Raw genomic sequence first — 25045 nt, forward strand, 5'->3', positions numbered from 1 at the left:
CGACGTTTGTCGTAAGGGGCTTTTGTCGTATTGCCGAATTATGTCAAAAGGGTTTCTCAAACATAATTTAGGAGCATTCTAATAAACTTTGCGATAGAGCTTTCAATTTTTTATACAGAATGTTAAAATAGTCATAAGTCTTATAGATGGGAAAATTCCTGTCCGTTTAAATAAGATTAATTTCTGATGGAGAGAGGATATTACTATGGATAAAAAGGTTAGAGTTCGTTATGCTCCAAGTCCTACTGGCTTCTTGCATATCGGTAATGCACAATCTGCACTTTTTAACTATCTGTTTGCTCGTCACTTTAATGGAACAATGGTTCTTCGGATCGAAGATACTGATATCGCACGGAATGTGCCACACGGTGAAGAGTCTCAGATGGAGAACTTGCATTGGTTGGGTGTTGACTGGGATGAAGGTCCAGATAAGCCAAATCCTAAGTATGCCCCATACCATCAAACTGAACGGAATAAGTTAGGAATTTACCACAAGTACGTTCAAAAGCTTTTGGATGAAGGTAAGGCCTACTACGACTACACTACTGAAGAAGAACTCCAAAAGATGCGTGACGAACAAAAGGCCAAGGGTGAAACCCCTCGTTACGATGGCCACTGGTTCGAAGCTAGTGATGAAGAAATCGCTGCTGCTAAGGCTAAGGGCATTAAGCCAAGTGTCCGTTTACACTTACCAAAGGATCACACTCTGGAATGGGACGATTGGGCTTTAGGTCACGTTTCATTTAACTCTGACAACCTTGGTGGGGACTTCATCATCGAAAAGAACAACGGGATGCCAACTTACAACTTTGCCGTTGTTATTGATGATTACCTGATGGACATCACCGACTGTCTTCGTGGTGCCGACCACATTGCCAACACGCCAAAGCAAATTGCTGTTTACGAAGCCTTAGGTGTTGACCACCCACACTTCTGTCACATTTCACTGATCTTCAACCCAGCTACTGGTAAGAAGTTGAGTAAGCGTGACAAGAACACCTTGCAATTCATTAGCCAATACCACCGTCATGGGTACCTCAAGGAAGCCATTTTTAACTTCATTGCCTTCCTTGGTTGGTCACCAGTTGGTGAAAAGGAAATCTACTCTAAGGAAGAATTGATCAAGGCTTACGATCCTAACCGGATGTCTAACTCACCTGCTTACTTCGATCAACACAAGCTTGACTGGATGAACGGTGAATACATCAAGAAGATGTCCGTTGACGAATTAGCTGACCGGATCATGACCTTAGTTCACGAAAACGATTCTGAAGAAGCTAACAAGCTCAACGACTTGAAGATGAGTGATGATGACCTTCGTGATCTTTTGAAGAAGGTTATCCACATTCACCAGCGTGATGTTTACAAGTTGATCGAAATCATGGATTACGCTTGGTTCTACGCTACTATCTTAGACCAAGACCTTTCCTACGATGACTTTGCTAACTTCGACAAGGATGAAACTGTGGCTGTCTTGAGCGGTATTAAGGACGCCGTTGCTGACTTGCCAGAAGGCACTACTCCAGAAGCCTTTAACGACCTGATCAAGAAGGTTGGTAAGGAAGCTGGCGTGAAGGGACAAAAGCTTTACTTCCCATTGAACATTGCCTTCACTGGAAAGAGCTCTGCTCCACAAATCAATGAAATTATGGCTGTTTATCCAGTTGATACAACTGTTAAGTTGCTCGACAAGGCCATTGCTTCATTAAACTAATCGAATATTAGTCTAAACCGGGTTACCCCAACGGGTAACCCGGTTTTTTGTGTTAGTAGTTTGTTTTGACAAATCGGGGAGGGCAGTTAAATGACTTCAAAAAAGTAAATTCAGCAAGCTGTTGAGATCGGTAAAGGCCCGTACAATGGCTATCTCACTTGCTGCCCTCAAGGCAACCCGTCAATCCATCCTGGTTGCTGGGGGAACGAATAAGTTACCAGCCATTAGAGCAGCTTTGAACGGGGGATATGCGAACGTTTTGGTTACTGACTTGAACGATGCAGAAGCGTTATTACGCGAACAGGAATAAGCAAAGGGTGACTCGTTGCTGAGTCACCCTTTTAATATCAAATTTATTCAAAGTAATTTAGGCCCATCGCGTCCTTAACTTCGTGCAAGGTTTGGTTTGCCACTTTATTGGCTTTTTCTGAACCCCGCTTTAGCATGTCGTAGACTGCTGGGATATCCTTGGCAAATTCAGCCCGGCGTTCCCGAATTGGCGTTAAATGCTCATTTAAGACTTCGAAGAGGTACTTCTTAATCTTAACGTCACCAAGGCCACCGGCCCGGTAATGTTCCTTTAATTCTTGAACCTTTTCTTTATCATCATCAAAGATGTCAAGGTAGGTGAAGACAATGTTGCCTTCGACTTGGCCCGGATCTTCAATGTGAATGTGATTTGGATCAGTATACATGGACATGACCTTTTTACGGAGCGTGTCTTCGTCATCTGAAAGGTAGATGGCATTACCAAGGGATTTGCTCATCTTGGCATTACCGTCGAGCCCTGGAATTCGTCCTTGACCCTTTGGTGGAAAGACCCCTTCAGGCTCTACCAAGACGTCGCCGTAAATGGAGTTGAAGGTGCGGACGATTTCCCGTGCTTGTTCCAACATTGGTTCTTGGTCATCCCCAACTGGGACTAGTTCGGCTTTAAATGCTGTAATGTCACAAGCTTGACTAACCGGGTAGGTTAAGAAGCCGGCGGGAATGGAACGGTTAAAGTTTTTTTGCTGAATTTCCGCCTTGACGGTTGGGTTCCGTTCCAAACGAGACACGGTCACCAAATTCAGGAAGTACATGTTTAATTCCGAAAGGGCCGGGATTTGTGATTGAACATAAATGGTGGACTTTTCTGGATCAAGACCGACGGCTAAGTAGTCGAGGGCAACTTGAACCAAACTGTTGTGGATCTTTTCTGGATCGCGGGCGTTATCAGTCAGCGCTTGTTGGTCCGCGATCATGATGTATGGATCATATTTACCGCTATTTTGCATCTTCACCCGTTCACGGAGGGAACCAACGTAGTGACCAATGTGCAAGTGACCAGTTGGCCGGTCACCAGTTAAGATTACTTTTTTCTCTGTCATATCATTCAATCCTTTCTATCATTACCGGGTAAAAGAAAATCGCCCCATTTTCCTAGTCGGAAAATAGGACGATTGACCGCGGTGCCACCTATTTTATGTACAAAAATGTACATCACTCATTAATTATTTAACTACTTCTGGCGGCTCCACTTCGCACTTCCGTAGACTTCTCTCAGCGGTTGTCAGTCATCTCTGTTGGTGGTTGTGCTACTATTACCACGTCTTCGAATTATTTAAATTGTAACCGATTTTAAAAATTGTGCAAGCTATTTATTAACTTTGGCGAGGGTGTAGTGCTTCTTACCACGCCGGACGACCACGTATTTACCATCAAAGTGATCAGCGGGATTGATTTCTGCATCGACGTCCGTGACCTTTTCACCATTAACGGTGATGGCCCCGTTCTTGACATCTTCACGGGCTTGCCGCTTGGATGGTTCAATTTTAGTATCCACTAACCAGTCAACGATGTTAGCAGAATCAGCTGAAACATCGACGGATGGAGCAGATTGGAAGGCTTGTTCGACGTCGGCGGTCGTCAGGTCTTGAATATTTCCCTTAAACAGCAATTGGGAAATTTCTTCCGCGTGCTTGGTAGCTTCTTCGCCATGGACAAAAGTGGTTACTTCACGGGCCAGTGTCCGTTGGGCTTCCCGCTTCCAGGGTTCCTTTTCGACCTTTTCGGCCAGGGCATTAATTTGGTCTTGGTCGAGGAAGGTGAAGTACTTCAGGTATTTAACAACATCACGGTCATCCTGGTTGAGCCAGAACTGGTAGAATTCGTAAGGTGAAGTTTTTTCTGGATCTAACCAAACGGCACCACCGGCAGTTTTGCCAAATTTCGTCCCATCAGCTTTGAGCATTAATGGGATCGTGAGGCCAAAGACCTTGGTTTCTGGACCTTCGATTTTGTGAATTAAGTCAATCCCGGAGGTGATGTTCCCCCATTGGTCAGAACCGCCGATTTGGAGTTGGACGTCATTGTTTTGGTACAGGTGCAGGAAATCGATCGCTTGGAGAATTTGGTAAGTAAATTCAGTAAAGGAAATCCCGTTTTCCAGCCGGCTCGCAACCACTTCCTTGTTTAACATCGTGTTGACGTTGAACAGTTTCCCGTAATCACGGAGAAATTCGATCATATTGAGCTTGGAAAGCCAGGTGTAATTATCGACGATGGTGAAGTTTTCGGTGCCGAAAAGCTTCTTCATTTGGTTCGTCAAGGCTTCCTTGTTGTGTTCCAATTTTGATGCGGATTGGAGTGTCCGTTCAGTTTTACGACCAGAAGGATCACCAATGGCCCCAGTTCCGCCACCGATGATGATGACCGGATGGTGGCCAGCTAATTGGAATCGTTTCAGCATCATAAATGGAATCAGGTGACCGATGTGGAGACTGTCACCCGTTGGATCAGTTCCACAGTACAGACTAATTTGTTTTTCATCGGTCAGCTTCCGCAAGCCTTCTTCATCCGTCACCTGGTTTAAGGCGCCCCGCCATTTTAATTCATCAACAATGTTCATAAATTGTCCCTCCAATTCAGTAACAACGAAAAAACGCCCCAAGACACTTAAGCCTTGGGACGAAGTGAACCGTGGTACCACCCATTTTCGTACGTTACGTACCTTAATTGACGTTATTTACAAGAGTATTGATTCATGCTTAACGAGCTGTAATTCACGAACTTGCTGTGGATTGGCTCACACATCACCGCCAATTCTCTAAGCCAGGGAACAAGTTGCTACTGAAACTCTGAATCAATCATTGTATGCATTAAACAATGTTTTAAATTAAAAGTCAAGCCACTAAAAATGGAAAAAATCCCCATGGAACCGGTTTAACGGCATTTGGAGCGTTGACAGATTATGAGAATTTAGTATAATAATGATTAACTTTTGATAAGAGCGACTTGCAGAGAGGCCAAGAAATGGTGAAACTTGGCCGTCGCAAAATGGCATTGACGCGTGAAATGGGTGGTTCCATTATTGACCAAGAGGTAGGCACTGAGCCTATAAAGATGGGTGGAACCGCGTTGACAGACGTCCCTGGTAAATGGATTACCAGGGGCGTTTTTGCGTTAGAAAGGAGTATTGCTGATGGATGAACAACAAGAACAAAAGTTATCACGCTCACTGAAAAGTCGTCATATTACGATGATTGCGATTGGTGGGGCCATTGGGACCGGACTTTTTCTGGGTTCCGGGAGTGCAATTAAAGCAGCAGGACCATCGATTATTTTGACGTACTTCATCGTGGGAATCTTTTGTTTTTTCATGATGCGAGCCCTAGGGGAACTGCTGCTTGCTGACACCAGTAAGCATTCATTTATTGATTCGGTCAAGGAATATTTGGGTGACCGAATGGAATTTATTGCTGGTTGGACGTATTGGTCGTGCTGGCTGAGTTTAGCGATGGCAGATTTAACGGCCACGGGGATTTATCTGAAATACTGGTTCCCAAACTTACCCCAATGGGTCGGGCCACTGGTGATCATTGTGCTCTTGATGCTGGTGAACATGGTCAACGTTGGTCTCTTTGGGGAACTCGAAACGTGGTTCTCTACAATTAAGGTTCTTGCGATTGTGGCGCTGATTGTAGTGGGATTGGTAATGGTGATTTTTCATTCACCAACCAAAACTGGTCACGCCAGTTTAATGAACTTAGTGAACTATGGTGGAATTTTTCCGAAGGGCGCCCTGGGTTTTCTAATGTCCTTCCAAATGGTTGTCTTCGCCTTTGTCGGCATTGAAATGGTTGGCTTAACGGCCGGAGAAACTAAGAATCCGCAAACGGATATTCCGAAGGCAATCAATACCTTACCAGTACGGATTGGTTTATTCTACATTGGGTCAATGCTTGCCATCATGGCAGTTTACCCATGGACAGATATTAAAACGAGCTCGAGTCCCTTCGTACAAGTTTTTGCTGGGATTGGCATTACCGGGGCGGCCGGGATTCTAAACTTTGTGGTTTTAACCGCGGCAATGTCTGCCACCAATAGTGCCATTTTTTCAACCAGTCGATCACTGTATTCATTGGCTACTGGCGGGAATGCACCTGCCCGGTTTAAAAAGTTGAGCGCTAAAGCGGTGCCGAATCAAGCGTTGCAGTTCTCATCATTGATTTTATTGATTGTCGTCATTTTGAACTACATCATGCCAGCGGGAATTTTCGAACTGGTCTCTGGAGTCTCAACAATCAACTTTATCTTTGTCTGGCTGTTTATTCTGTGGTGTCACATTAAATATCGGCAAAAGCACCCTCATGGGGTGGCTGAATTTACGATGCCAGGTTTTCCGTTCACCGATTGGCTCACAATGATTTTCTTCGTCGCTGTCTTAGTGATCCTGTTGTTTATCCCATCGACCCGGCCGGCGTTGATTGTTTCAATTTTATTTTTCGTTTGCCTTTTTGTAGCCTATTCCTTTGTTGAACGGCGGCAAAAAACTAACCAAAAATAGCGCTTCCATTGCTGCAATGACGGGAATCGGATTGATTTTTAAAATAGAAAGAATTATAATTAGATTGTGGAAAGATCAGTACTGTTGCATGATAACAACCTGTAAAGAGCAGGTAATTCTCTATCCCCCCACATCATATCAACATAAATAAGGTTAAAGACTAGTTGTCGAATTACTATGAGGGATGTCCCTCTTACCAGCAGTAGTAAAGTTACTTAATTGATACACGTTAAAATTTGTCACATACAAGTACGCAACGGCAGATAGTCTTTCCTCCCTAAAAAGAGGCGGAGTTATCTCCAGCCTCTTTTTTTATTTACTCAAATTGTAGTAAAACGGTATACTTAGTATTTTTATACATATTTAGTGAATAAATGAGACAATTTTGTAAAATTATATTTACACAATTGCAAACTTAATGTATAGTATTGATACAGACTATTACAAAATTTTTGTGATAGAGCTCGTAGTTGCAATTATTTTCTGTTTGTAGAAAGGTGTTGGAAAAATGTATCTTGCAATTAACATCCTTGGGTTAATTGTTTTCTTGTTTATTGGATTTTTATTCTCCAAAGACAAGAAAAACATTAACTGGAAGGCTGTTGCCATCATGGTGGTTATCAACATCATCTTAGCAGCCTTCTTAATTGGTTCGCCGATTGGTCGGCGTGGTGTTCAGGCGGCCGCCGATGGATTCGTTTGGTTAGTGAATGCCTCAGCTAAGGGGACTGTGTTCGCCCTTGGTGGTTGGTACGATGCCAAGAACCTGAACTTTATTTGTTCCGCTCTGATGCCAATTCTGATGGTTGTACCAATGTTCGATATCTTGACCTACATTGGGGTCCTGCCATGGATTATCAAGTGGATTGGTCGTGGATTATCATTCATTACTGGTCAGCCAAAGTTTGAATCATTCTTTGCTGTTGAAATGATGTTCTTAGGGAACACTGAAGTGTTAGCCGTTTCAGAATTACAATTGCAAAAGATGTCCAAGGCGCGGAACTTGACCATCGCCATGATGTCAATGTCTTGTATCACTGCCGCCATGGTTGGTTCTTACGTTGAAATGATGCCAGGTCGTTATATCTTAACTGCGATTCCGATTAACATCATCAACTCTTTGATCGCTACTAGTATCATGAACCCAGTCAATGTTGATCCTGAAGATGACACGATCGTGACTGTCAATGACACTGACGAAAAGAAGGAACCATTCTTCAGCTTCTTGGGTGACTCCATCCTTGGCGCTGGTAAGTTGATCTTGATCATCATCGCCAACGTTGTTGCCTTCGTTGCTTTGGCAGCCTTGATCGACAAGATCTTGGGCCTGTTCTGGAAGCCGCTTTCACTTGAAAGTATCTTGGGTGTTATCATGTTCCCATTCTCCTGGTTGATGGGATTAAACGTGCACGATGCATGGATCCTTTCTCAAAACATGGGGATGAAGTTGATCACCAACGAATTCGTTGTGATGGGTAGCATGACTAACAAGATCGCGCACTTCGATCCCCACTTCCAAGCGGTTCTGACGACGTTCGTGACATCATTTGCCAACTTTGGTACTTTAGGGATGATCATCGGGGCCTTCAAGGGCTTGGTTGACAAGGAAACTAACAACTACATTGCTCGTAACATTGGTTACCTGGTTCTTTCCGGGATCCTGGTTTCCTTACTTTCCGCAGCAATGGTTGGACTGTTCGTTTGGTAATTTAATAATTTTTGATCTGGAGGCTGGCGGGAACGACAGCCTCCTTTTGTAACTCGTGATTGGAACATGGAGGAAAATTAATGACTACCAAGATTATTATGGATACTGATCCAGGAATTGATGACGCAGCTGCATTAACGATGGCAATTAATAACCCTGACATCGATTTAAAGTTAGTGACTGCTGTTGCGGGGAACGTCAAGGTTGATAAAACGACTGCCAATGCATTAAAAATTATCCATTTCTTTGGCAAGGACAAAGAAATTCCGGTTGCAGCTGGGGCGGCAGAACCTCTGATTAAACCATTTGAAGACGCGGCCCGGATTCATGGTGAATCAGGAATGGAAGGCTACGACTTTGGCAATGATTACGGTCAACCAATTGCTAAATCAGCCGTTCAAGCCTTGCGTGATACGATCATGGCTGAAGACGAGATTACCTTAGTACCAACTGGTTCTTACACGAACGTGGCTCTCCTTTTAAAGGAATACCCAGAAGTAAAGAGTCATATTAAGCGGATCGTAGCCATGGGTGGTTCACTTTCGGGTGGTAACATGACCAGCGTCGCTGAATTTAACGTCTTTACAGACCCAGACGCCGCCCGGATTATGTACGAATCAGGGATTCCAATTGTGATGGTTGGCCTCGATGTGACCTTAAAGGCCCTCTTGACGGATGAGAGTTTAAACCAACTCAAAGACATGAATGAAACTGGTAAGATGTTGTATGGCTTGATTAGCCACTACAATGACGCTAGTGGTGGTGATCAAGGCCGCCCAATGCACGACGTCAACACGATTTTCTACCTCTTGCATCCAGAAGCATTCACGACCAAGGATCTTTGGATTGATGTTCAAACTAGCGGCCCCGCAATTGGTGCGACTGTTGGTGATATCCGTGGTGCTTACCACGATGGCAAGACAAACGCTAAGGCATGTGTGGACATTGATGCCGACTTCTTTAACAAGTGGTTCTTGGAACAAGTTTCACAGATGAAATAAAAGTTTACTAAATCATTGATTAGGCTCCCGTGACGGTTGAAACGGGGGCCTTTTTAAGGTAAAGTAAAAAGGTAACGTGAAACAATTTTGTGTTTCACGGAAAGGACGGTAGTATGACTCCAGAAGAATTTCGCCAGGCATTGGCAACGCATGATATCCAATTAACAGACCAGCAAATGGCGCAGTTTGCCCAATATTATCAATCACTCATTGCCACTAACCGGGTGGTGAATTTGACCCGGATTACGGATGAAGAGGAAGTGTACCTGAAGCACTTTTATGATTCGATTACGGGGGCCTTGGCATTGCCGGAATTACGGGATACAGAATTGACAATTGCGGATATTGGTGCGGGGGCTGGCTTTCCTTCACTACCATTAAAGATCGCCTTTCCCCAAGTAAAAGTCACGATCGTGGATTCACTGAATAAGCGAATTAATTTCTTAAAAGACCTGGTTGACCAATTAGGTCTGAGTGGGGTGACCTTAGTTCATGGTCGGGCCGAAGATTTTAGTAAAAAGGGCAGTCCTAATCGTGCCCATTTTGATGTCGTAACTGCCCGGGCAGTCGCCCGGTTGACGGTACTAAGCGAGTTCTGTCTTCCAGCCGTCAAACGTGATGGTGTCTTTTTAGCTTATAAAGCGCAAGCTGCCAATGACGAAATTACTGCAGCACAGGCCGCGTTGAAAAAGCTTGGCGGCCAAGTACGGAATGTTTATCAGCTTGAATTACCGACCGAACCGGAACCGGAAGACCGCAATTTAGTAATTATCGACAAGGTTACGGATACACCGGCCCAATACCCACGGCGGGCTGGCGTACCGGCTAAAAAGCCACTTTAAATAGAAGAGGGAGAATTAGTATGGCATTTTCACTATTTGGGATGGGGAAAAACCATCATGAAGCAAAGAATCAGGTTGTTGAAATTCCACTGGACCAAATCGAACCAAACCGGTACCAACCGCGGCAGGTTTTTGATAAAGAAGGTATTCAAGAACTCGCGGAAACCATTCAAGCCCACGGGCTTTTGCAACCGATCATCTTACGCGAATACGAACCGGCTAAGTATGAAATTATTGCTGGTGAGCGGCGGTACCGGGCAATGAAGTTGTTGGACTGGGCCAAGGCCCCGGCCATCGTTGAAAAAATGAATGATCATGAGACTGCTTCGTTAGCTCTGATCGAAAATTTGCAACGGTCTGAATTAAGCTCGGTCGAAGAAGCCCAGGCTTATCAAAAATTAATGGAGCTCAATAATCTAACCCAGGCTAAATTAGCCAAGGGCATGGGCAAGAGCCAGTCGGCGGTTGCCAATAAGCTCCGGCTCTTAAAATTAATTGTTCCAGTCCAAAACGCCATTTTAGATGGTTTAATCACCGAACGGCATGGTCGGGCCTTACTGAGTCTGAATGACGACCAACAACGCAACATGTTAATGCGGATTGTGAATGAAAAATTGAACGTTCGCCAAACTGAAGATGAGGTCGCGCGTTTACAAGGCAAACCGTTACCATCAGAAATTGAGGCGCAAAAAGAACAAGAACGCCTGGCCAACGAAGATAACGTGAAAATTGCTAATCCTGCCAAACATAAGACGACCAAAAAGAAGGCAGCAAAGAAGGCGCCAGCACCGAAAATTAAGGTGAGCGATCCCCGGATTGCGATGAATACGATTAAGCAATCGGTCAAGATGATTAAGGATAGCGGGCTAAAAGCCGAATTGTCAGAGCAGGACCTCAAGAATTCCTATAAGATCACGATTAAAATCCCCAAGAAATAACGAAAGGAGTTGAGCAAATGGGAACAGTAATTGCCTTAGCCAACCAAAAGGGGGGCGTTGGTAAAACGACGACGAGCGTCAACCTAGGTGCCTGCCTGGCCGATGCCGGCAAACGAGTGCTCTTGATTGACCTCGACCCGCAAGGGAATGCCACTAGCGGGTTGGGAATCGACAAAAAGAAGATTGAGCAAAGCGTTTATGATGTCCTGATTAATGATGTTCCATTAAAGGATGTGATTCAGCATAGCAGTCATGAAGGACTCGATATTGCGCCAACGACGATTGAACTTTCGGGAGCGGAAGTTGAATTAACCTCGATGATGGCCCGGGAAACTCGGCTTAAAGACGGTTTTGCGGATGTGCAAGATGTATATGACTACATTTTGATTGATTGTCCTCCGTCATTAGGTTTACTGACGATCAACGCCTTCACGGCTGCCAACTCCATTTTGATCCCAGTGCAAAGCGAATATTACGCATTGGAAGGGCTAAGCCAATTGATGAACACGATTCAACTCGTTCGCAAACATTTCAATAAATCGTTGAAGATTGAGGGCGTTTTGTTAACGATGTTTGATCGGCGAACTAATCTGGGTCAAGAAGTGAACGCGGAAGTAAAGAAGTTCTTTGGCTCCCAAGTCTATGAAACGGTCATTCCACGGAACGTGCGCTTGTCAGAAGCGCCGAGCCATGGCCTGGCAATCATTGATTATGATCGGCGCTCGACCGGTGCAAAGGTCTACCAACAATTAGCAAAGGAAGTGCTGGCAGCTCATGGCGAAGAATAAGAAAATGGGCCTTGGGCGGGGAATTGAAGCCCTGTTTGAGGAAAATAATTTAGAAGAAACACAAAGTGGCGAAAACGTTGTTGACGTTGAGCTGACGGCCATTCGTCCTAACCCTTACCAGCCTCGGCGAATTTTTGACCAAGCGGCCTTAAAAGAACTGGCAAAGTCGATTCAAGAATCGGGAGTTTTTCAACCAATTATTCTTCGACAACCCGATCCCAACATCGAACGATACGAGATTATTGCTGGAGAACGCCGTTTTCGGGCCTCCAAATTAGCTCATCAAGAGACGATCCCAGCAATTATTCGCGACTTTGATGATGAGCGGATGATGGAAGTGGCCGTTTTAGAAAACCTCCAACGGGAGGATTTAACGCCACTGGAAGAAGCGCAGGCTTATCAAACTCTGATGGATAAACTGTCATTGACCCAAGCACAGGTTGCTGCACGACTCGGTAAAAGTCGTCCGTATATTGCGAATTATTTGCGGCTCCTGGGCCTTCCGGAAATCGTTAAAAAATCACTGCAATCTGGTGAATTATCAATGGGTCAAGCCCGGACATTGTTATCCCTCAATGATAAGGACAAAGTCGCTGCGGTCGCTCGGCGGGCAGTTAAAGATAAGTTGACGGTCCGCCAACTAGAAGAGTTGGTGGCAAAGATGAATAAAGATCAGGGACGTGCGAAGAAGAAAAAGCCGATTCGGCGAAAGTCACCATACCTTCGAGAAGCTGAAAACGAGTTACAAAGTAAGTTTGGCACCAAGGTGGCAGTAGCACCGGCGGCGAAGAAGAATACTGGAAAAATTGAAATTCCGTATACTTCTAACGAAGACCTGACCAGGATTCTCGAAATTTTGGGCATTTCTTTTGATTAAGCAAAGGAGTGATCATGATGCAAGATTACGCATTGAACGATATTGTGATGATGAAAAAACCACACCCGTGTGGAACTAACCGGTGGCAAATTATCCGGATTGGTGCTGATATCAAAATCCAATGCACTGGTTGTGGCCATATTGTGATGATGAGCCGTTATAACTTTGACAAGCGAATGAAAAAAGTGCTTGAAAAAGCAGATCAAGAAAATTAAAAAAGGAACGTGAAGATAAAATGTCATTAACTGCAGGAATTGTTGGTTTACCAAACGTTGGGAAGTCAACACTATTTAACGCGATTACGAAGGCGGGCGCCGAAATGGCTAACTACCCATTTGCGACGATTGATCCTAACGTTGGAATGGTGGAAGTGCCTGACTCACGGTTGGACCGGATTGATGAATTGATTCCGGCAAAAAAGATCGTGCCGACGACCTTTGAATTTACTGATATTGCCGGCATTGTTAAAGGAGCCTCGAAGGGTGAAGGACTTGGTAACAAGTTCCTGGAAAATATTCGGCAAACAGACGCCATCGTCCATGTTGTCCGGGCCTTTGATGATGATGACATCACCAGTGTGACCGGGAAAGTGGACCCAATCGAAGATATCGATACGATTAATCTAGAATTGATTATGGCAGACTTAGAATCCGTTAATAACCGTTTGAGCAAGGTTCAACGGGCGGCGAAGGGTCGCGATAAGGACGCTCTGGCTGAATTAGCGGTCTTGAACAAGATCAAGCCAGTTTTGGAAGATGGCAAGAGCGCTCGGACAATTGACTTCTCAGAGGATGAACAAAAGATCGTGAAGGGCTTATTCCTCCTAACAACTAAGCCGGTCCTCTACGTTGCTAACATTGCGGAAGAAGACATGGCTGACCCTGATGGCAATAAGTACATGGATGCTATTAAGGAACACGTGGCCGGTGAAGGTGAAGTCATCGGCGTGGCAGCGGCTGCAGAAGAATCCATTGCTGAAATGGATGATGATGAAAAAGCTGACTTCTTGGAGATGGAAGGAGTGAAGGAACCAGGTTTGAATCGGTTGATTCGGGCTGCTTACAAGCTCTTAGGCCTGGAAACCTTCTTTACTGCAGGTGGTCCTGAAACGCGGGCTTGGACCTTCCGTAAGGGTACCAAGGCTCCCCAAGCTGCCGGAATTATCCACTCTGACTTTGAACGCGGTTTTATCCGTGCTGAAGTGATGAGTTTTGAAGATTTAGATCAACTTGGTTCAGCGGCCAAAGTTAAGGAAGCTGGGAAACTCCGGCTGGAAGGTAAGGATTACGTCATGCAAGACGGTGACATCGTTGAATTCCGGTTCAACGTTTAATTTGGCTAAATGAAGAGAGGAGTTACATCTTGAGCGAACAACCACGGAACGCGGCTGCTGGACAACGGCAGAAGCAATACATCAAAGAAACGAATAAGGAAGCAGGTAAGGCCTTTAGTGAGTACGGTTTGACCCGCAAAAACGAAGAGTTTGTTTATCAATTAAATAAGCAGCTCGAAGCAAAGGGTGTCACGGCTGATAAGAAGGCCACATTCATTGACCAGACAATCAATGACCTGTTAGCGGGACAAAAGAAGGGACAAACCGCTAAGGCTCAGTTTGGGACCCCAACGGCGTACGCAGATGAACTCATCAACCCGAAAAAGAAGACGAGCGAAGTACCAGAAAACAGCAATTTCTGGCTCCTCGCCTTAGACAACGGGATGATGTTCTTTGCCATCTTTGCCTTCATGTTTGGTTTGATTGCCTTTATGAATCCCAACTCATTAAGCCCGAATGGTCATTATGGTAGTTCTGGTTTGACGGCCATCCTGATCATTGCCATCGCTGGGGGGCTGCTGTTTGGCTACGTTGCCAAGATCATGGCGCCTTACAAGGATAAAAAGACCGGCAAAGTTGTTCAACGTAACTTGTGGTTACGGATTGGTTTGATTGTTTTGGCCTTCTTGATCTGGATCGGGATTTACACCCTCACCGCGTTGTTACCAAATGCAGTCAATCCACAAACGAACAAGTGGGTCTACATCATTCTGGGGATCGTGGTCTTTGGTGCCGATCTCTTCTTGCGGACCCGGTTCAACATTACTAACAACGTCTTTGGTGGTGCACCACGGAACCGCAAATAAATTCAAATTTCTTGCCAATTACTCTTGACCTGGCCTGGATTTCCTAGTAGGTTAAATACTAACAAAATTCATAAGGGAGTGGATATTTAATGTCAAATTGGGATACAAAGTTCGCAAAAAAAGGATTAACGTTCGATGATGTCCTGTTAATTCCGGCAGAAAGCCACGTTTTGCCGAACGAAGTGGACTTGAGTGTGCAATTAGCAAAGAATATTAAGTTAAACGTACCATTCATTAGTGCCGGAATGGACACTGTTACTGAAAGCTCAATGGCCATTGCCATGGCCCTTCAAGGTGGGATGGGGGTTGTTCACAAGAACATGTCCATCCAAGCCCAAGCAGGCGAAGTTGCCACTGTTAAGGGTGTTTCCTTGGCCGGGAACTTTGAAAAAGCTGCTGTAGATGGCCAAAACCGTTTGTTAGTCGCTGCTGCAGTTGGTGTCACCTCCGATACTTTTGAACGGGCGGAAGCTCTCTTAAAGGCTGGTGCGGACGCAATTGTTATTGATACCGCCCATGGTCACTCTGCCGGAGTCTTACGCAAGATTGCGGAAATTCGGGAACACTTCCCAGATGTAACCTTGATTGCCGGAAATGTCGCAACGGCAGAAGGTACCAAGGCCCTGTTTGATTCTGGTGTTGACGTTGTCAAAGTCGGCATTGGCCCTGGCTCAATTTGTACAACCCGGGTGGTTGCCGGTGTTGGGGTTCCCCAAATCACTGCCATCTATGATGCGGCGTCAGTTGCCCGTGAATATGGCAAGACAATCATTGCTGATGGTGGGATCAAGTATTCTGGCGATATCGTAAAAGCCCTAGCAGCTGGTGGGAATGCTGTCATGCTTGGTTCAATGTTCTCTGGCACAACTGAAGCACCCGGTGAAGTCTTTGAAGATAATGGCAAGAAGTACAAGGCATACCGTGGCATGGGCTCCGTTGGTGCAATGGCCCAATCCCATGGTTCTTCTGACCGTTACTTCCAAGGGGGCGTTAATGAAGCCAACAAGTTGGTTCCTGAAGGAATTGAAGCCCGGGTTGAATACAAGGGTGACGTTGCCGACATTATTTTCCAAATGGTCGGTGGTCTCCGTTCTGGAATGGGCTACTGTGGTGCTCCGGATATCCAAACGTTAATTGATAACGCCCAATTTGTTCAAATTACCAATGCTGGTCTTCGTGAATCTCATCCTCATGATGTCCAAATCACCAAGGCCGCACCAAATTATAAATAACTAAGAAACGCGGTGACCTCAATGGTCGTCGCGTTGTTGTTTGAAAGTAAATAATTATTTAAGGCCCTTTGCCAATCAAGAATTATTTCCCGGGAAAGTGTATAATTAGCTTAGTTATATGCTCGTAAAAGGGGGAAACACGATGAAAATTCTTGTTGTTGATGATGATAAAGAAATTGTCCAACTATTGGAAATCTATGTTCGCAACGAGGGCTATGAACCAGTAGCTGCCTACAATGGTAAAGAAGCGTTAACCAAGTTGAACACGACTCCCGACATTGGCTTGGTCATCCTGGACCTCATGATGCCGGAAATGGACGGCATGGAAGTCATTAAGCGAATTCGGAAGGATTCTTCGATTCCGATCTTGGTTCTTTCGGCCAAGACAGCGGATATGGATAAGATTCAGGGGTTAATTACCGGGGCTGACGATTATGTGACCAAACCATTTAATCCACTGGAAGTGATGGCTCGGGTTCGTTCACTTCTCCGGAGGAGTGAAGGCCAAATGACCAATGATCAACCAGATATTTTGAACGTTGGTCCACTCCAGATTAATAAGGATTCCCATGAAGTTAAGACCATTAATGGAGACTTGATCCAGTTAACGGCCCTCGAATTTGGCATTCTCTATCTCTTGGCCTCACACCCGAACCGGGTCTTCTCGGCGGATGATATTTTTGAACGGGTTTGGCAACAAGAATCCGTAGTTTCTGCCAAAACGGTGATGGTCCACGTGAGCCACCTGCGCGATAAAATTGAAGCAGCGACCGGTGGTGAAAAGGTCATCGAAACCGTGTGGGGTGTCGGCTACAAAGTTGAAACACATTAATGATAATTGAAGGGACGGTGGGTAAGACCATTGTCCCTTTTCTCTAGGGTGGAGAATGGTATAATGAGCGTGAATTACTAAAAGTGGGGAAAGTATTGTGAAATTAACGGCACGTGAAAAAGGTTCGCTCATTTTTGAGGGAATCATTACGGTTATCTTATTAATCCTGATCAACTTAGCCCTGATTGTGATTTTACAGGGCGTTGTCCAGGGAAATCCGGGAGTGGCCAACGGAATTTTTATTATTAAAAAGTCTTTGAAAATTGGGCCACTTCAAGCGCAGATTTGGTCATACCAGCGGTTAGTGATTGGGATCTTTATCGTGATCGATATTTTTGTGGTGTGGTGGCGATTATTGCGTCGGTACCACCAGTACCAAATTAATCACATTATTCGGGAGCTTCACTACATCGCGCAGGGTCACTTAGATCACCGGATCCCTTTCCGGTTGAAGGGGCGGACTCAGCACGTTGTAACGAGTGTCAACGCATTGGTGGACAGCGCCGTGCAATCAATGAACGATGAACGACAAATTGAAAAATCGAAAGACGAGTTAATTACCAACGTTAGCCATGACTTACGAACCCCGCTGACGAGTATTATTGGCTACTTACGATTGATTGAAGATAAACAGTATCATTCTGAAGAGGATATCCTCAAGTATTCTCATATTGCTTACGAAAAAGCTAAGCAAATGAAAAACATGGTGGAAGACCTGTTTGAATACACCAAGGTGCAACAGCATGGTGCCCCCATCAATTTTATGACGGTTGACCTCGGCCAATTGCTGGAGCAAGTCTGTGCTAGCTTTGAGCTTGAAGGTGAAAATAAGGGAATTGAAGTCACTTCACAGACTACCCCGACACCGCTGATGATTGAAGCGGATCCTGAAAAGTTGGGACGGGTCTTTAGTAACCTGGTAGCGAACGGGATCAAATATGGTCATGGTGCTAGTTACATCCGGTTAAATGCTGCTCAACATGGTGATCAAGTTCGGGTGACAGTCGCCAATGATGGTGAACCGATTCCCGCTGAATCCATTAGCCACCTCTTTGAACGTTTTTACCGGGTTGAAGCTTCACGTTCGAAGGCGACTGGCGGGACCGGGCTGGGCCTTGCCATCGTTAAAAGCGTTGTCGACCTTCATCATGGGACAGTAACTGCCCAGTCGGATGATGATGAAACGGCGTTTATTGTAACTTTACCAACCAAACAGGAACAAGAAAAAACGGGTCAGAAGAATGATGAAGAAAGTTAACAAGTTTGTCCTTTACCTGGGACTGATAATTTTGATGATCGGCAGTGTCCTCACGAGTCGACCGTTAGTGAGCCATGCTGCAACTACGGTGAATGCGAACGCCGCCTTTGCGATTGATGCCCAGACTGGCCAGGTTCTTTATAACAAAAATGGGGATCAACGATTGGCCGTGGCATCAATGAGTAAGCTGCTTACGGTTGCCGTAATCGAACACGAAATTGATCGGGGAAACCTAAAGTGGTCGACCAAGGTGAAAATTACGGCTGCCGAAGCCAAACTATCAACGGCGAGTGGGTATTCAAACGTGCCACTCAAAGCCGGCCACAGTTACACTGTTAAGCAGCTCACCGAGGCAGCATTGATTAAATCCGGTGATGCGGCCACAATTGCGTTAACCCGGGCTGAAGGAAAAAGCACTAAACAATTCGTGTCACAAATGAACGCCATGGCGAAACGCATTGGCTTGACCAATTATCGTTTCTATAACGGAATTGGCTTGGAAAATAAAGATATGGCCAGTTTTAAACTTGCTAATACTGCCGGGAGTGCGGAAAATCAGATGACGGCTCGCGACGTTGCCAAGCTAGCCCAATACCTGATCAAAAATTATCCGGACCTCCTGAACATTACGAAACAAAAAACGTTGAAGTGGTCAGGTCAAACCTACCAAAACCTCAACGAACTTTTACCCGGCAACGCCAACGCAACCAAGAAGATCACGGTTGATGGCTTGAAAACTGGAACATCCGATAAAGCCGGTCAATGTTTGGTTTCTACTGGGACTTATCATGGTCACCGGTTGATTGTGGTTGTCATGCACGCAGATAACCGTTTTACACAGTCGAAGGTAATTTATTCAGCAGTCTTTAGTCAGTGGCAACCAACCAGTGCTAAGCTGAGTAAGACGGTCAAGGTGAGCCGGGGGCGTGTGAAGACGGTTCGGGTGCAAACTAAGCAAAAGGTTACAGTTTGGCAACCGCGTTCAAAGAAGGCGAGTGCTCAATGGATTGCCAATCGAAAGTATCGTGATGGTACTCAACTGAAGGCCCCATTTAAGGCCAACACGCAAGTTGGTAAGTTACGCTTTAACCAATTAAAAAAGGTTAACGGTCATGTACTAGAATTTGGTGTTTATTCGACTCGGGATGTACACCGGCGGGGCCTCTTTGGCTGGTTAGCTTCACTGTTCTAAGCGAAAATTTCGTGATTTCGTCGAATGTAAGTGGTTGCATAGATATTAAGTTAAATTTAAATATGATAAACTAGTTAGGAAGGTCAAATTCACCACTAGTGATGTGACCGTTATTGCCAAGTAGCTAATTAACTTCTTTTGTTGTGGAGGAAGGTTTATTGCAACACAAAGCCCATCAAATCGATCCAGAAAAACAACCCTGGCTTGAAAACCTTGGCATTGCCATGCCCCTGTGTCTCAGTTATTTACCAATTGGGATTGCTTGTGGGATTTTACTGCATGCTGCCGGGATGAATTTTCTGTTAACGTTGCTGGTATCCATCGTAGTCTTTTCCGGTGGAGCCCAGTTTATTTTGGCGTCGCTACTAGTTTTAGATGCCCCGGTGTCGAGTATTTTTATGACACTGTTCTTCTTGGAATTGCGGTATGCACTTTTAGGATCGAGTTTATCAAAATACTTTAAGCATTCATCACAACGGTTTGTGTTACTGTTTTCGGCATCAATGAATGATGAAAACTATGCCATTAATTATTTGAAATTTGCCACGGATAAAAATTGGACGACCCGTGATGCATTGATGATTGAACACTATTCCTTAATTTCTTGGGCCAGTGGGAATTTAATCGGGAGTTTGATTGGGAGTGCCGTTTCAATTGACTTAACGATCGTGGATTTTGCTTTGACGGCCCTGTTTATTTACATGATCGTCATGCAAATTCAAAACAACATCACCTTCATTATCTGTTTGTTATCAATTATTTCTTCATTTTTCTTCCTGCTACTGACGAAAAACACGATTGGGATTATTTTGTCGACCCTGCTAACGTCATTGATCGGCTTTGCCATTGAAAACCGGGTGCGGAAATACTCCAAGTCGCCTAATAAGACATGGATTCTTGGTAAGATTCACCGTCCGCGGATGACGAAGACGACCGTTGAGGAAATGGAAGGCGAGAATGCCCCAGAAGAAGAGCAGCAATTAAATTCTGAAATACATGATGGAGACAAATAATGGTTAATTTGAGTAATAATTTGGTATTGGCATCGATGGTACCAAGTCACCACAATTTAACGTATCACCTCATCGTGATTTTACTATCGGCGTTAGCGGCATTTATCCCGCGGTATTTCCCCATGCGCTTTTTTACCAACCGGCCAATTCCGGAGTGGTTTAATGAATGGATGAAGTACGTTCCGGTCAGCCTCTTTACTGCCCTAGTGGTCAAAGGGATTTTTGTGGATGGCAAGTATCATTTGGTAATTGATCATATCCACTTGTTTGGTAATAACCTGACGGTGTATGGGCTGGCCAGTTATCTGATTGCGGCGGTGTGTGTCGCTTTGGTGGCTTACTTTACCCGGTCAATGCTCTCCTCCGTGATTGTTGGGCTCGGCGTCGTCTGGTTATTATCGGTGACAATTGGTGTGTAAGAGGCTGAGGTGCTCAGCCTCTTTTTTGGTACAATGGGCATTGAGAAAGGATGACCAAAATGAAAAAAGCTTACCTAATTCATGGTACCTCGACCCGGGACGATGACTGGTTCCCATGGTTGGAAAAAGAAGTGGCACCGGCAATTCAACTGGACAGAATTTGGTTACCGGATCCCTTTAATCCGAACCAACGGGACTGGAGTAACGCGATTGATGACCAAATTCCCCATACGGATGGGCAGGAAGTCACCATCGTTGCCCATAGTTTGGGCTGCATTGCGGCACTACGGTTTGTGGAGCGCAATGACGTTGCTAATGTTAATCTATTGTTGGTCGGGGCTTTTGCCAAGCCCCTTCCTAACTACCCGCAATTAGACGGTTTTATGATTCCACCGGTAGATTTCCACAACGTACAAGGAAAACTACAGCACGCGACGGTGATTACGGCCCAGGATGATCCGATTGCACCATATCAATATAGTGTGGCAGTTGCCAACCATCTGGGAGCAAAACTAGTTGTTCGACCGACCGGAGGACACTTCTTGAGTGACGATGGCTATACTGAATTTCCGTTGGTAGCACAGGAATTGAAAACGATGATGAAATAATATAAGCGGCGGTTGATTTCAAACGAGAAATCAACCGCCGCTTTCCAACTATTTATTATTTAACATGTAATCACGGGTCATTGGCAAGTTCTTACCAGAAGCACCCTTAGTGATGAGGTATTGAATGACGTCGATGTTACCAGATTCAAATGATGCAGCACATGCTTGTAAGTACAGGTCCCACATCCGGGTGAACCGGTCGCCCATCATTTGGGTAATTTCATCGCGGTGGGCGTTGAAGTTTTGGTCCCAAATTTCCAGGGTCCGTTGGTAATGCCGGCGGAGCATTTCCATGTCGGCAATTTGTAACTTATTTTCTTCGATGTGGTCAACCATTTCTGCTAAACCAGGAATGTAACCACCAGGGAAGATGTATTTGTTAATCCAACCATTGTAAGCACCGCCTTGTTGACGGGTGATCCCGTGGATCAATGCAACCCCATCGTTGGCGAGGTACTTAGCGACGTCCTTGAAGTAGATTCCTAGGTTTTCTTTACCAACATGTTCAAACATCCCGACAGAGGTGATGTAATCCCATTGGCGGTCACCAAGTTCACGGTAATCAACCAGTTTAACTTCAGCAACGTTGCTGAGGCCTTCTTCTTCGATCTTCTTTTGGACCAGTTGGTATTGTTCTTCACTCAGCGTGACCCCAGTAACCTTTAAACCATATTCCTTGGCAGCGGTGAGCATCAACGTTCCCCAACCACAACCAATGTCTAAGAGGGTCTTGCCAGGCTTTGGATCAAGCTTTTGCAAAATGTGGTGGACCTTGGCAATTTGGGCTGCTTTCAGGTCGTCATGATTGCCGTTCGTGAAGTAGGCACATGAGTAAGTCAGGGTATCATCCAACCACAGGCGGTAGAAGTCATTACCAACGTCATAGTGGCTTTGGACATCGTCTTCACTCTGTTTTTCGGTGTGGCTTTGCTTTGGTAAGAACTTCCGGAATTTCGAACTCCGCATGAAACTGTCCGCACTTTCGTAGGCGGATTCGATCAGTTTTTGGATACTGCCATCAATTTCGATCTTGTGGTCCATGTAGGCTTCACCGAGGGCGATTGAGGCGTTCCGCGTGATGTCTTTAATTGGAATCTTTTCCTTGAAGGTGATTGTTACTTCAGGTTCACCATCGCCATAGGCGACACTCTTGCCATCCCAGAAGACGATTTTGACAGGAATGGTGAAAGAGCGACTTAACAATTGCTTGTAGAACGTCTTTTCTAACATCTGTGGGTTTCCTTCTTTCTTATATTACACAAGTAATCATTATACACCCTTCGCTTGAATTCGCGAATCAACAACGGACATTATTTGTCTTGTTGCGGTTCCCGTAAGGCTGCCCGATCACGAATTAACCGGTAAAAGGCGGAGAATAACGGTACCGTGAACATCATCCCAATGATGCCAGAAACACCGCCGCCGACCATGACGGCAACGAAGACCCAAACACTGGGGAGGTCGATGGTCTTGCCAACGACAATCGGGTAGGTAATCCGGTTGTCGAGTTGTTGTAAAACGATGATGAAGATTAAGAAGATCAGGGCCTTGACTGGCGAAACAGCGAAAATAATGACCAAACCAACCGACGCTCCTAAGATAGCGCCGATGATCGGGATCAGGGCCGTCACTGTTGTCACTGCCCCCATCATGTAGGCGTATGGCAGGCGCAGAATGGTCATGCCAAGAAAACAACATAATCCTAAGATCACCGCATCCTTGCATTGACCGCTGATGTAACTGCTAAAGCTGTTATCAAAGACCCGGACGACGTACATAATCTGGTGCTTGGCTTTGGGGAGCAACAGGTCAATCAATTTTGTAAATTGCCGTTGCAGCATTTCCTTGAAAATCAGCAGGTAGACAGAAAAGAAGATGGCGATGATCGAAGTGGTACCAAATGAGATCACCTTCGAAGCAGTACTCTTAACAATTTTGAAAGTGCCCCCGACACCAACTGAGGCCTGGTTAACCAACTTGGACCAATTAATTTTATCTGGATCAATGTATTTGAAAGAGTGGTTGGAGATGTAATCAATGGTTCGCTGAATTAAGCGACTATGGTGAGCGAGAAGTAATTTGACACAAGCAATGACTTCGGGAATGACTAACCAGAGGACCAAACTAATGATCACGATAATTGAAACGTAGGAGAGGGCAATACAAACGCCCCGTTTAAATTTTTGAGCGCCATGAGGTAGAACCTTGGTATACAGGAGTTCCCACTGGTTTAACAAGATGTTTATGACGTAGGCGAGGACGGCCCCGGCCAGTAACGGAATTGTTGCATGACCAATATTTCCCGCAAATTTGGCAATGGTTGGCCAGTAGTGGATGGCCAGGTATAAGGCAAAGAGGGTGACAAAGATGGGTAGGTAGTGCTTTTCCAGGATTGATCTTTTCAAATTAGTCTCCTCCAAATCGAATCAAATCTAATTCTATTCTACACGGAATTCGGGATTCCTGGTGAAGGGATTGCTTTTCACTTCAGGTGATGGTTTGTTAAAATTGAAGTAATTTGGAAAAAGGTCGTGAAAAAAATGGAAAATGCTTGGGCGAAATTTACCGGAAATGTGCACCTGCACCGGACGGTAGTCTTGGTGATTTTGGTTGCCATCCTGTACTTAGCACGCGGGATGATGAACACAATTCTGTTAACATTTATTTTTACGTATCTGATCGTGCATTGGGTGCATTTAATCCAGCGGTGGTTGCCTAAACTACCGACCGCGTTAATTGTGGTCGTGACCTACCTGCTACTAATTTGGGGGATTTATTACGTCGTCACTGACTATATGCCAATGCTGATTAACGAAATTGTGAAGATGGTGAATTCGCTAATTAAATTTTACCAAAGCGATGATATGAAGTGGTTGATGAAGTACGTCAACCGTTACGTCTCAATATCCACGATTATTGGGCAAGCTAAGCATGGGATGACCTTCGCAGTGAACACGTTGACGCGGATTGGAACACTCACCATTGCCTTCGTGATGTCATTAATTCTCAGCTTCTTTTATACGGTTGAACTCAAGCAAATGAACGAATTTTCCCACCAGTTTTTGGATACCAAGTACCTTAACTGGTTTTTCGGGGATATTTACTACTTCGGTAAAACCTTCGTCAATACCTTTGGCGTAGTACTGGAGGCTCAATTCTTCATTGCCATTTGTAATACTGCACTGACGATGATCTGCCTGTCGTTTATGAAAATGCCGCAGATTTTTGCGTTGGGGCTGATGGTCTTTATTTTGAGTCTGATTCCGGTCGCTGGGGTGATTATTTCGCTGATTCCGTTAAGCTTGGTGGGGTACCAGGTTGGTGGTTTACGTGACGTAATCTACATTTTGATTATGATCATGGTCATCCACGCCCTCGAAGCCTACGTTTTAAACCCGAAATTTATGTCCAGCCGGACGGAATTACCAATTTTTTACACTTTTGTCGTCCTGCTAGTTGCCGAACATTTGTGGGGAACCTGGGGCTTGATTGTTGGGGTGCCAATTTTTACCTTCTTGCTGGATATCTTTGGTGTCAAACCAGTCCAAAAGAAACACCAGTTGCGACCAACAAAAGTAGAAGAATAGTGTTTACATTTCCGGGTAAATCGATTATTCTATGAATGTAATCACAAACTATTTGTATTTTATTTTTAT

At 45.0% G+C, this 25045-nt stretch carries 25 protein-coding genes; 21 read left to right on the top strand and 4 right to left on the bottom strand.

Annotated features, from left to right (window positions below; genetic code table 11):
* Positions 1-205: 205 nt before the first annotated feature.
* Together gltX and NFR43_RS02360 are read left to right on the top strand one after the other, a co-directional pair.
* Entirely contained in the window at positions 206-1714 is a 1509-nt protein-coding gene (gltX, locus tag NFR43_RS02355; RefSeq protein ID WP_251546071.1) for a glutamate--tRNA ligase, read from the top strand.
* 121 nt (positions 1715-1835) lie between these two features.
* Positions 1836-2024 (top strand): sugar-binding domain-containing protein, encoded by a 189-nt coding sequence (locus NFR43_RS02360; RefSeq protein WP_275087089.1) that lies wholly within the window; start codon positions 1836-1838, stop codon positions 2022-2024.
* A gap of 43 nt (positions 2025-2067) precedes the next feature.
* On the opposite strand, the gene trpS is transcribed toward NFR43_RS02360, so the two are convergent.
* Both trpS and tyrS read right to left on the bottom strand, forming a co-directional pair.
* A complete protein-coding gene (gene trpS / locus NFR43_RS02365; RefSeq protein WP_251546075.1) occupies positions 2068-3084 on the bottom strand; it encodes a tryptophan--tRNA ligase in 1017 nt (338 codons plus the stop codon).
* 266 nt (positions 3085-3350) lie between these two features.
* Positions 3351-4604 (bottom strand): tyrosine--tRNA ligase, encoded by a 1254-nt coding sequence (tyrS, locus tag NFR43_RS02370; RefSeq protein ID WP_251546077.1) that lies wholly within the window; start codon positions 4602-4604, stop codon positions 3351-3353.
* Between the two features lie 404 nt (positions 4605-5008).
* Here tyrS and NFR43_RS02375 point away from each other — a divergent pair, with 404 nt between their 5' ends.
* The 18 genes from NFR43_RS02375 to NFR43_RS02460 all read left to right on the top strand — a co-directional run bounded on the left by NFR43_RS02375 (position 5009) and on the right by NFR43_RS02460 (position 21389).
* Entirely contained in the window at positions 5009-5185 is a 177-nt protein-coding gene (locus tag NFR43_RS02375; RefSeq protein WP_251546079.1) for a hypothetical protein, read from the top strand.
* Complete coding sequence (locus NFR43_RS02380; protein ID WP_251546081.1) at positions 5178-6542, top strand: amino acid permease; 1365 nt, start codon at positions 5178-5180, stop codon at positions 6540-6542. The genes NFR43_RS02375 and NFR43_RS02380 overlap by 8 nt, the downstream gene beginning before the upstream one ends.
* A gap of 508 nt (positions 6543-7050) precedes the next feature.
* Complete coding sequence (locus NFR43_RS02385; RefSeq protein ID WP_251546082.1) at positions 7051-8250, top strand: NupC/NupG family nucleoside CNT transporter; 1200 nt, start codon at positions 7051-7053, stop codon at positions 8248-8250.
* An 80-nt stretch (positions 8251-8330) separates the two neighbouring features.
* Positions 8331-9251, top strand: a complete 921-nt coding sequence (rihC, locus tag NFR43_RS02390; protein ID WP_251546084.1) for a ribonucleoside hydrolase RihC — start codon at positions 8331-8333, stop codon at positions 9249-9251.
* 113 nt (positions 9252-9364) lie between these two features.
* Entirely contained in the window at positions 9365-10093 is a 729-nt protein-coding gene (gene rsmG, locus NFR43_RS02395) for a 16S rRNA (guanine(527)-N(7))-methyltransferase RsmG (protein ID WP_251546086.1), read from the top strand.
* Between the two features lie 20 nt (positions 10094-10113).
* Positions 10114-11031: a nucleoid occlusion protein gene (locus NFR43_RS02400; RefSeq protein WP_251546088.1), complete on the top strand. Its 918-nt coding sequence runs from the start codon at positions 10114-10116 to the stop codon at positions 11029-11031.
* Positions 11032-11048: 17 nt separating this feature from the next.
* On the top strand, positions 11049-11819 hold the full coding sequence (locus tag NFR43_RS02405) for a ParA family protein (protein WP_251546090.1): 771 nt from the start codon (positions 11049-11051) through the stop codon (positions 11817-11819).
* Positions 11806-12696 (top strand): ParB/RepB/Spo0J family partition protein, encoded by an 891-nt coding sequence (locus NFR43_RS02410; RefSeq protein WP_251546092.1) that lies wholly within the window; start codon positions 11806-11808, stop codon positions 12694-12696. The genes NFR43_RS02405 and NFR43_RS02410 overlap by 14 nt, the downstream gene beginning before the upstream one ends.
* A gap of 17 nt (positions 12697-12713) precedes the next feature.
* Positions 12714-12911, top strand: coding sequence for a DUF951 domain-containing protein (locus NFR43_RS02415; protein WP_251546094.1), 198 nt, complete (start codon positions 12714-12716; stop codon positions 12909-12911).
* A gap of 20 nt (positions 12912-12931) precedes the next feature.
* Positions 12932-14029, top strand: a complete 1098-nt coding sequence (ychF, locus tag NFR43_RS02420; RefSeq protein WP_251546096.1) for a redox-regulated ATPase YchF — start codon at positions 12932-12934, stop codon at positions 14027-14029.
* 29 nt (positions 14030-14058) lie between these two features.
* A complete protein-coding gene (locus NFR43_RS02425) occupies positions 14059-14835 on the top strand; it encodes a DUF1129 domain-containing protein (RefSeq protein ID WP_407658119.1) in 777 nt (258 codons plus the stop codon).
* Between the two features lie 89 nt (positions 14836-14924).
* The gene (guaB, locus tag NFR43_RS02430; RefSeq protein ID WP_251546098.1) at positions 14925-16067 is read left to right on the top strand and encodes an IMP dehydrogenase; all 1143 of its coding nucleotides are present in this window, start codon (positions 14925-14927) and stop codon (positions 16065-16067) included.
* 142 nt (positions 16068-16209) lie between these two features.
* A complete protein-coding gene (locus NFR43_RS02435; protein ID WP_251546100.1) occupies positions 16210-16899 on the top strand; it encodes a response regulator transcription factor in 690 nt (229 codons plus the stop codon).
* Positions 16900-16996: 97 nt separating this feature from the next.
* Positions 16997-18157 carry a sensor histidine kinase gene (locus tag NFR43_RS02440; protein WP_251546102.1) on the top strand — a complete coding sequence of 387 codons (1161 nt, stop codon included), beginning with the start codon at positions 16997-16999 and terminating at the stop codon, positions 18155-18157.
* The gene (locus tag NFR43_RS02445; protein ID WP_251546104.1) at positions 18141-19349 is read left to right on the top strand and encodes a D-alanyl-D-alanine carboxypeptidase family protein; all 1209 of its coding nucleotides are present in this window, start codon (positions 18141-18143) and stop codon (positions 19347-19349) included. Before NFR43_RS02440 ends, NFR43_RS02445 begins: the two co-directional genes overlap by 17 nt.
* A 224-nt stretch (positions 19350-19573) precedes the next feature.
* The gene (locus tag NFR43_RS02450) at positions 19574-20362 is read left to right on the top strand and encodes an AzlC family ABC transporter permease (protein WP_251546222.1); all 789 of its coding nucleotides are present in this window, start codon (positions 19574-19576) and stop codon (positions 20360-20362) included.
* Entirely contained in the window at positions 20362-20781 is a 420-nt protein-coding gene (locus NFR43_RS02455) for an AzlD domain-containing protein (protein ID WP_251546107.1), read from the top strand. The genes NFR43_RS02450 and NFR43_RS02455 overlap by 1 nt, the downstream gene beginning before the upstream one ends.
* 59 nt (positions 20782-20840) lie before the next feature.
* Positions 20841-21389: an RBBP9/YdeN family alpha/beta hydrolase gene (locus NFR43_RS02460; RefSeq protein WP_251546109.1), complete on the top strand. Its 549-nt coding sequence runs from the start codon at positions 20841-20843 to the stop codon at positions 21387-21389.
* A gap of 48 nt (positions 21390-21437) precedes the next feature.
* Here the strand turns inward: NFR43_RS02460 and NFR43_RS02465 are convergent, their stop codons facing one another.
* Both NFR43_RS02465 and NFR43_RS02470 read right to left on the bottom strand, forming a co-directional pair.
* Positions 21438-22619, bottom strand: coding sequence for an SAM-dependent methyltransferase (locus tag NFR43_RS02465; RefSeq protein ID WP_251546111.1), 1182 nt, complete (start codon positions 22617-22619; stop codon positions 21438-21440).
* Positions 22620-22699: 80 nt separating this feature from the next.
* Positions 22700-23794, bottom strand: a complete 1095-nt coding sequence (locus NFR43_RS02470) for an AI-2E family transporter (protein ID WP_251546113.1) — start codon at positions 23792-23794, stop codon at positions 22700-22702.
* A 135-nt stretch (positions 23795-23929) separates the two neighbouring features.
* Here NFR43_RS02470 and NFR43_RS02475 point away from each other — a divergent pair, with 135 nt between their 5' ends.
* Complete coding sequence (locus NFR43_RS02475; protein ID WP_251546114.1) at positions 23930-24976, top strand: AI-2E family transporter; 1047 nt, start codon at positions 23930-23932, stop codon at positions 24974-24976.
* Positions 24977-25045: the final 69 nt, after the last annotated feature.

The sequence above is a fragment of the Limosilactobacillus caecicola genome (assembly GCF_943192935.1).
Lineage (GTDB): Bacteria > Bacillota > Bacilli > Lactobacillales > Lactobacillaceae > Limosilactobacillus > Limosilactobacillus caecicola.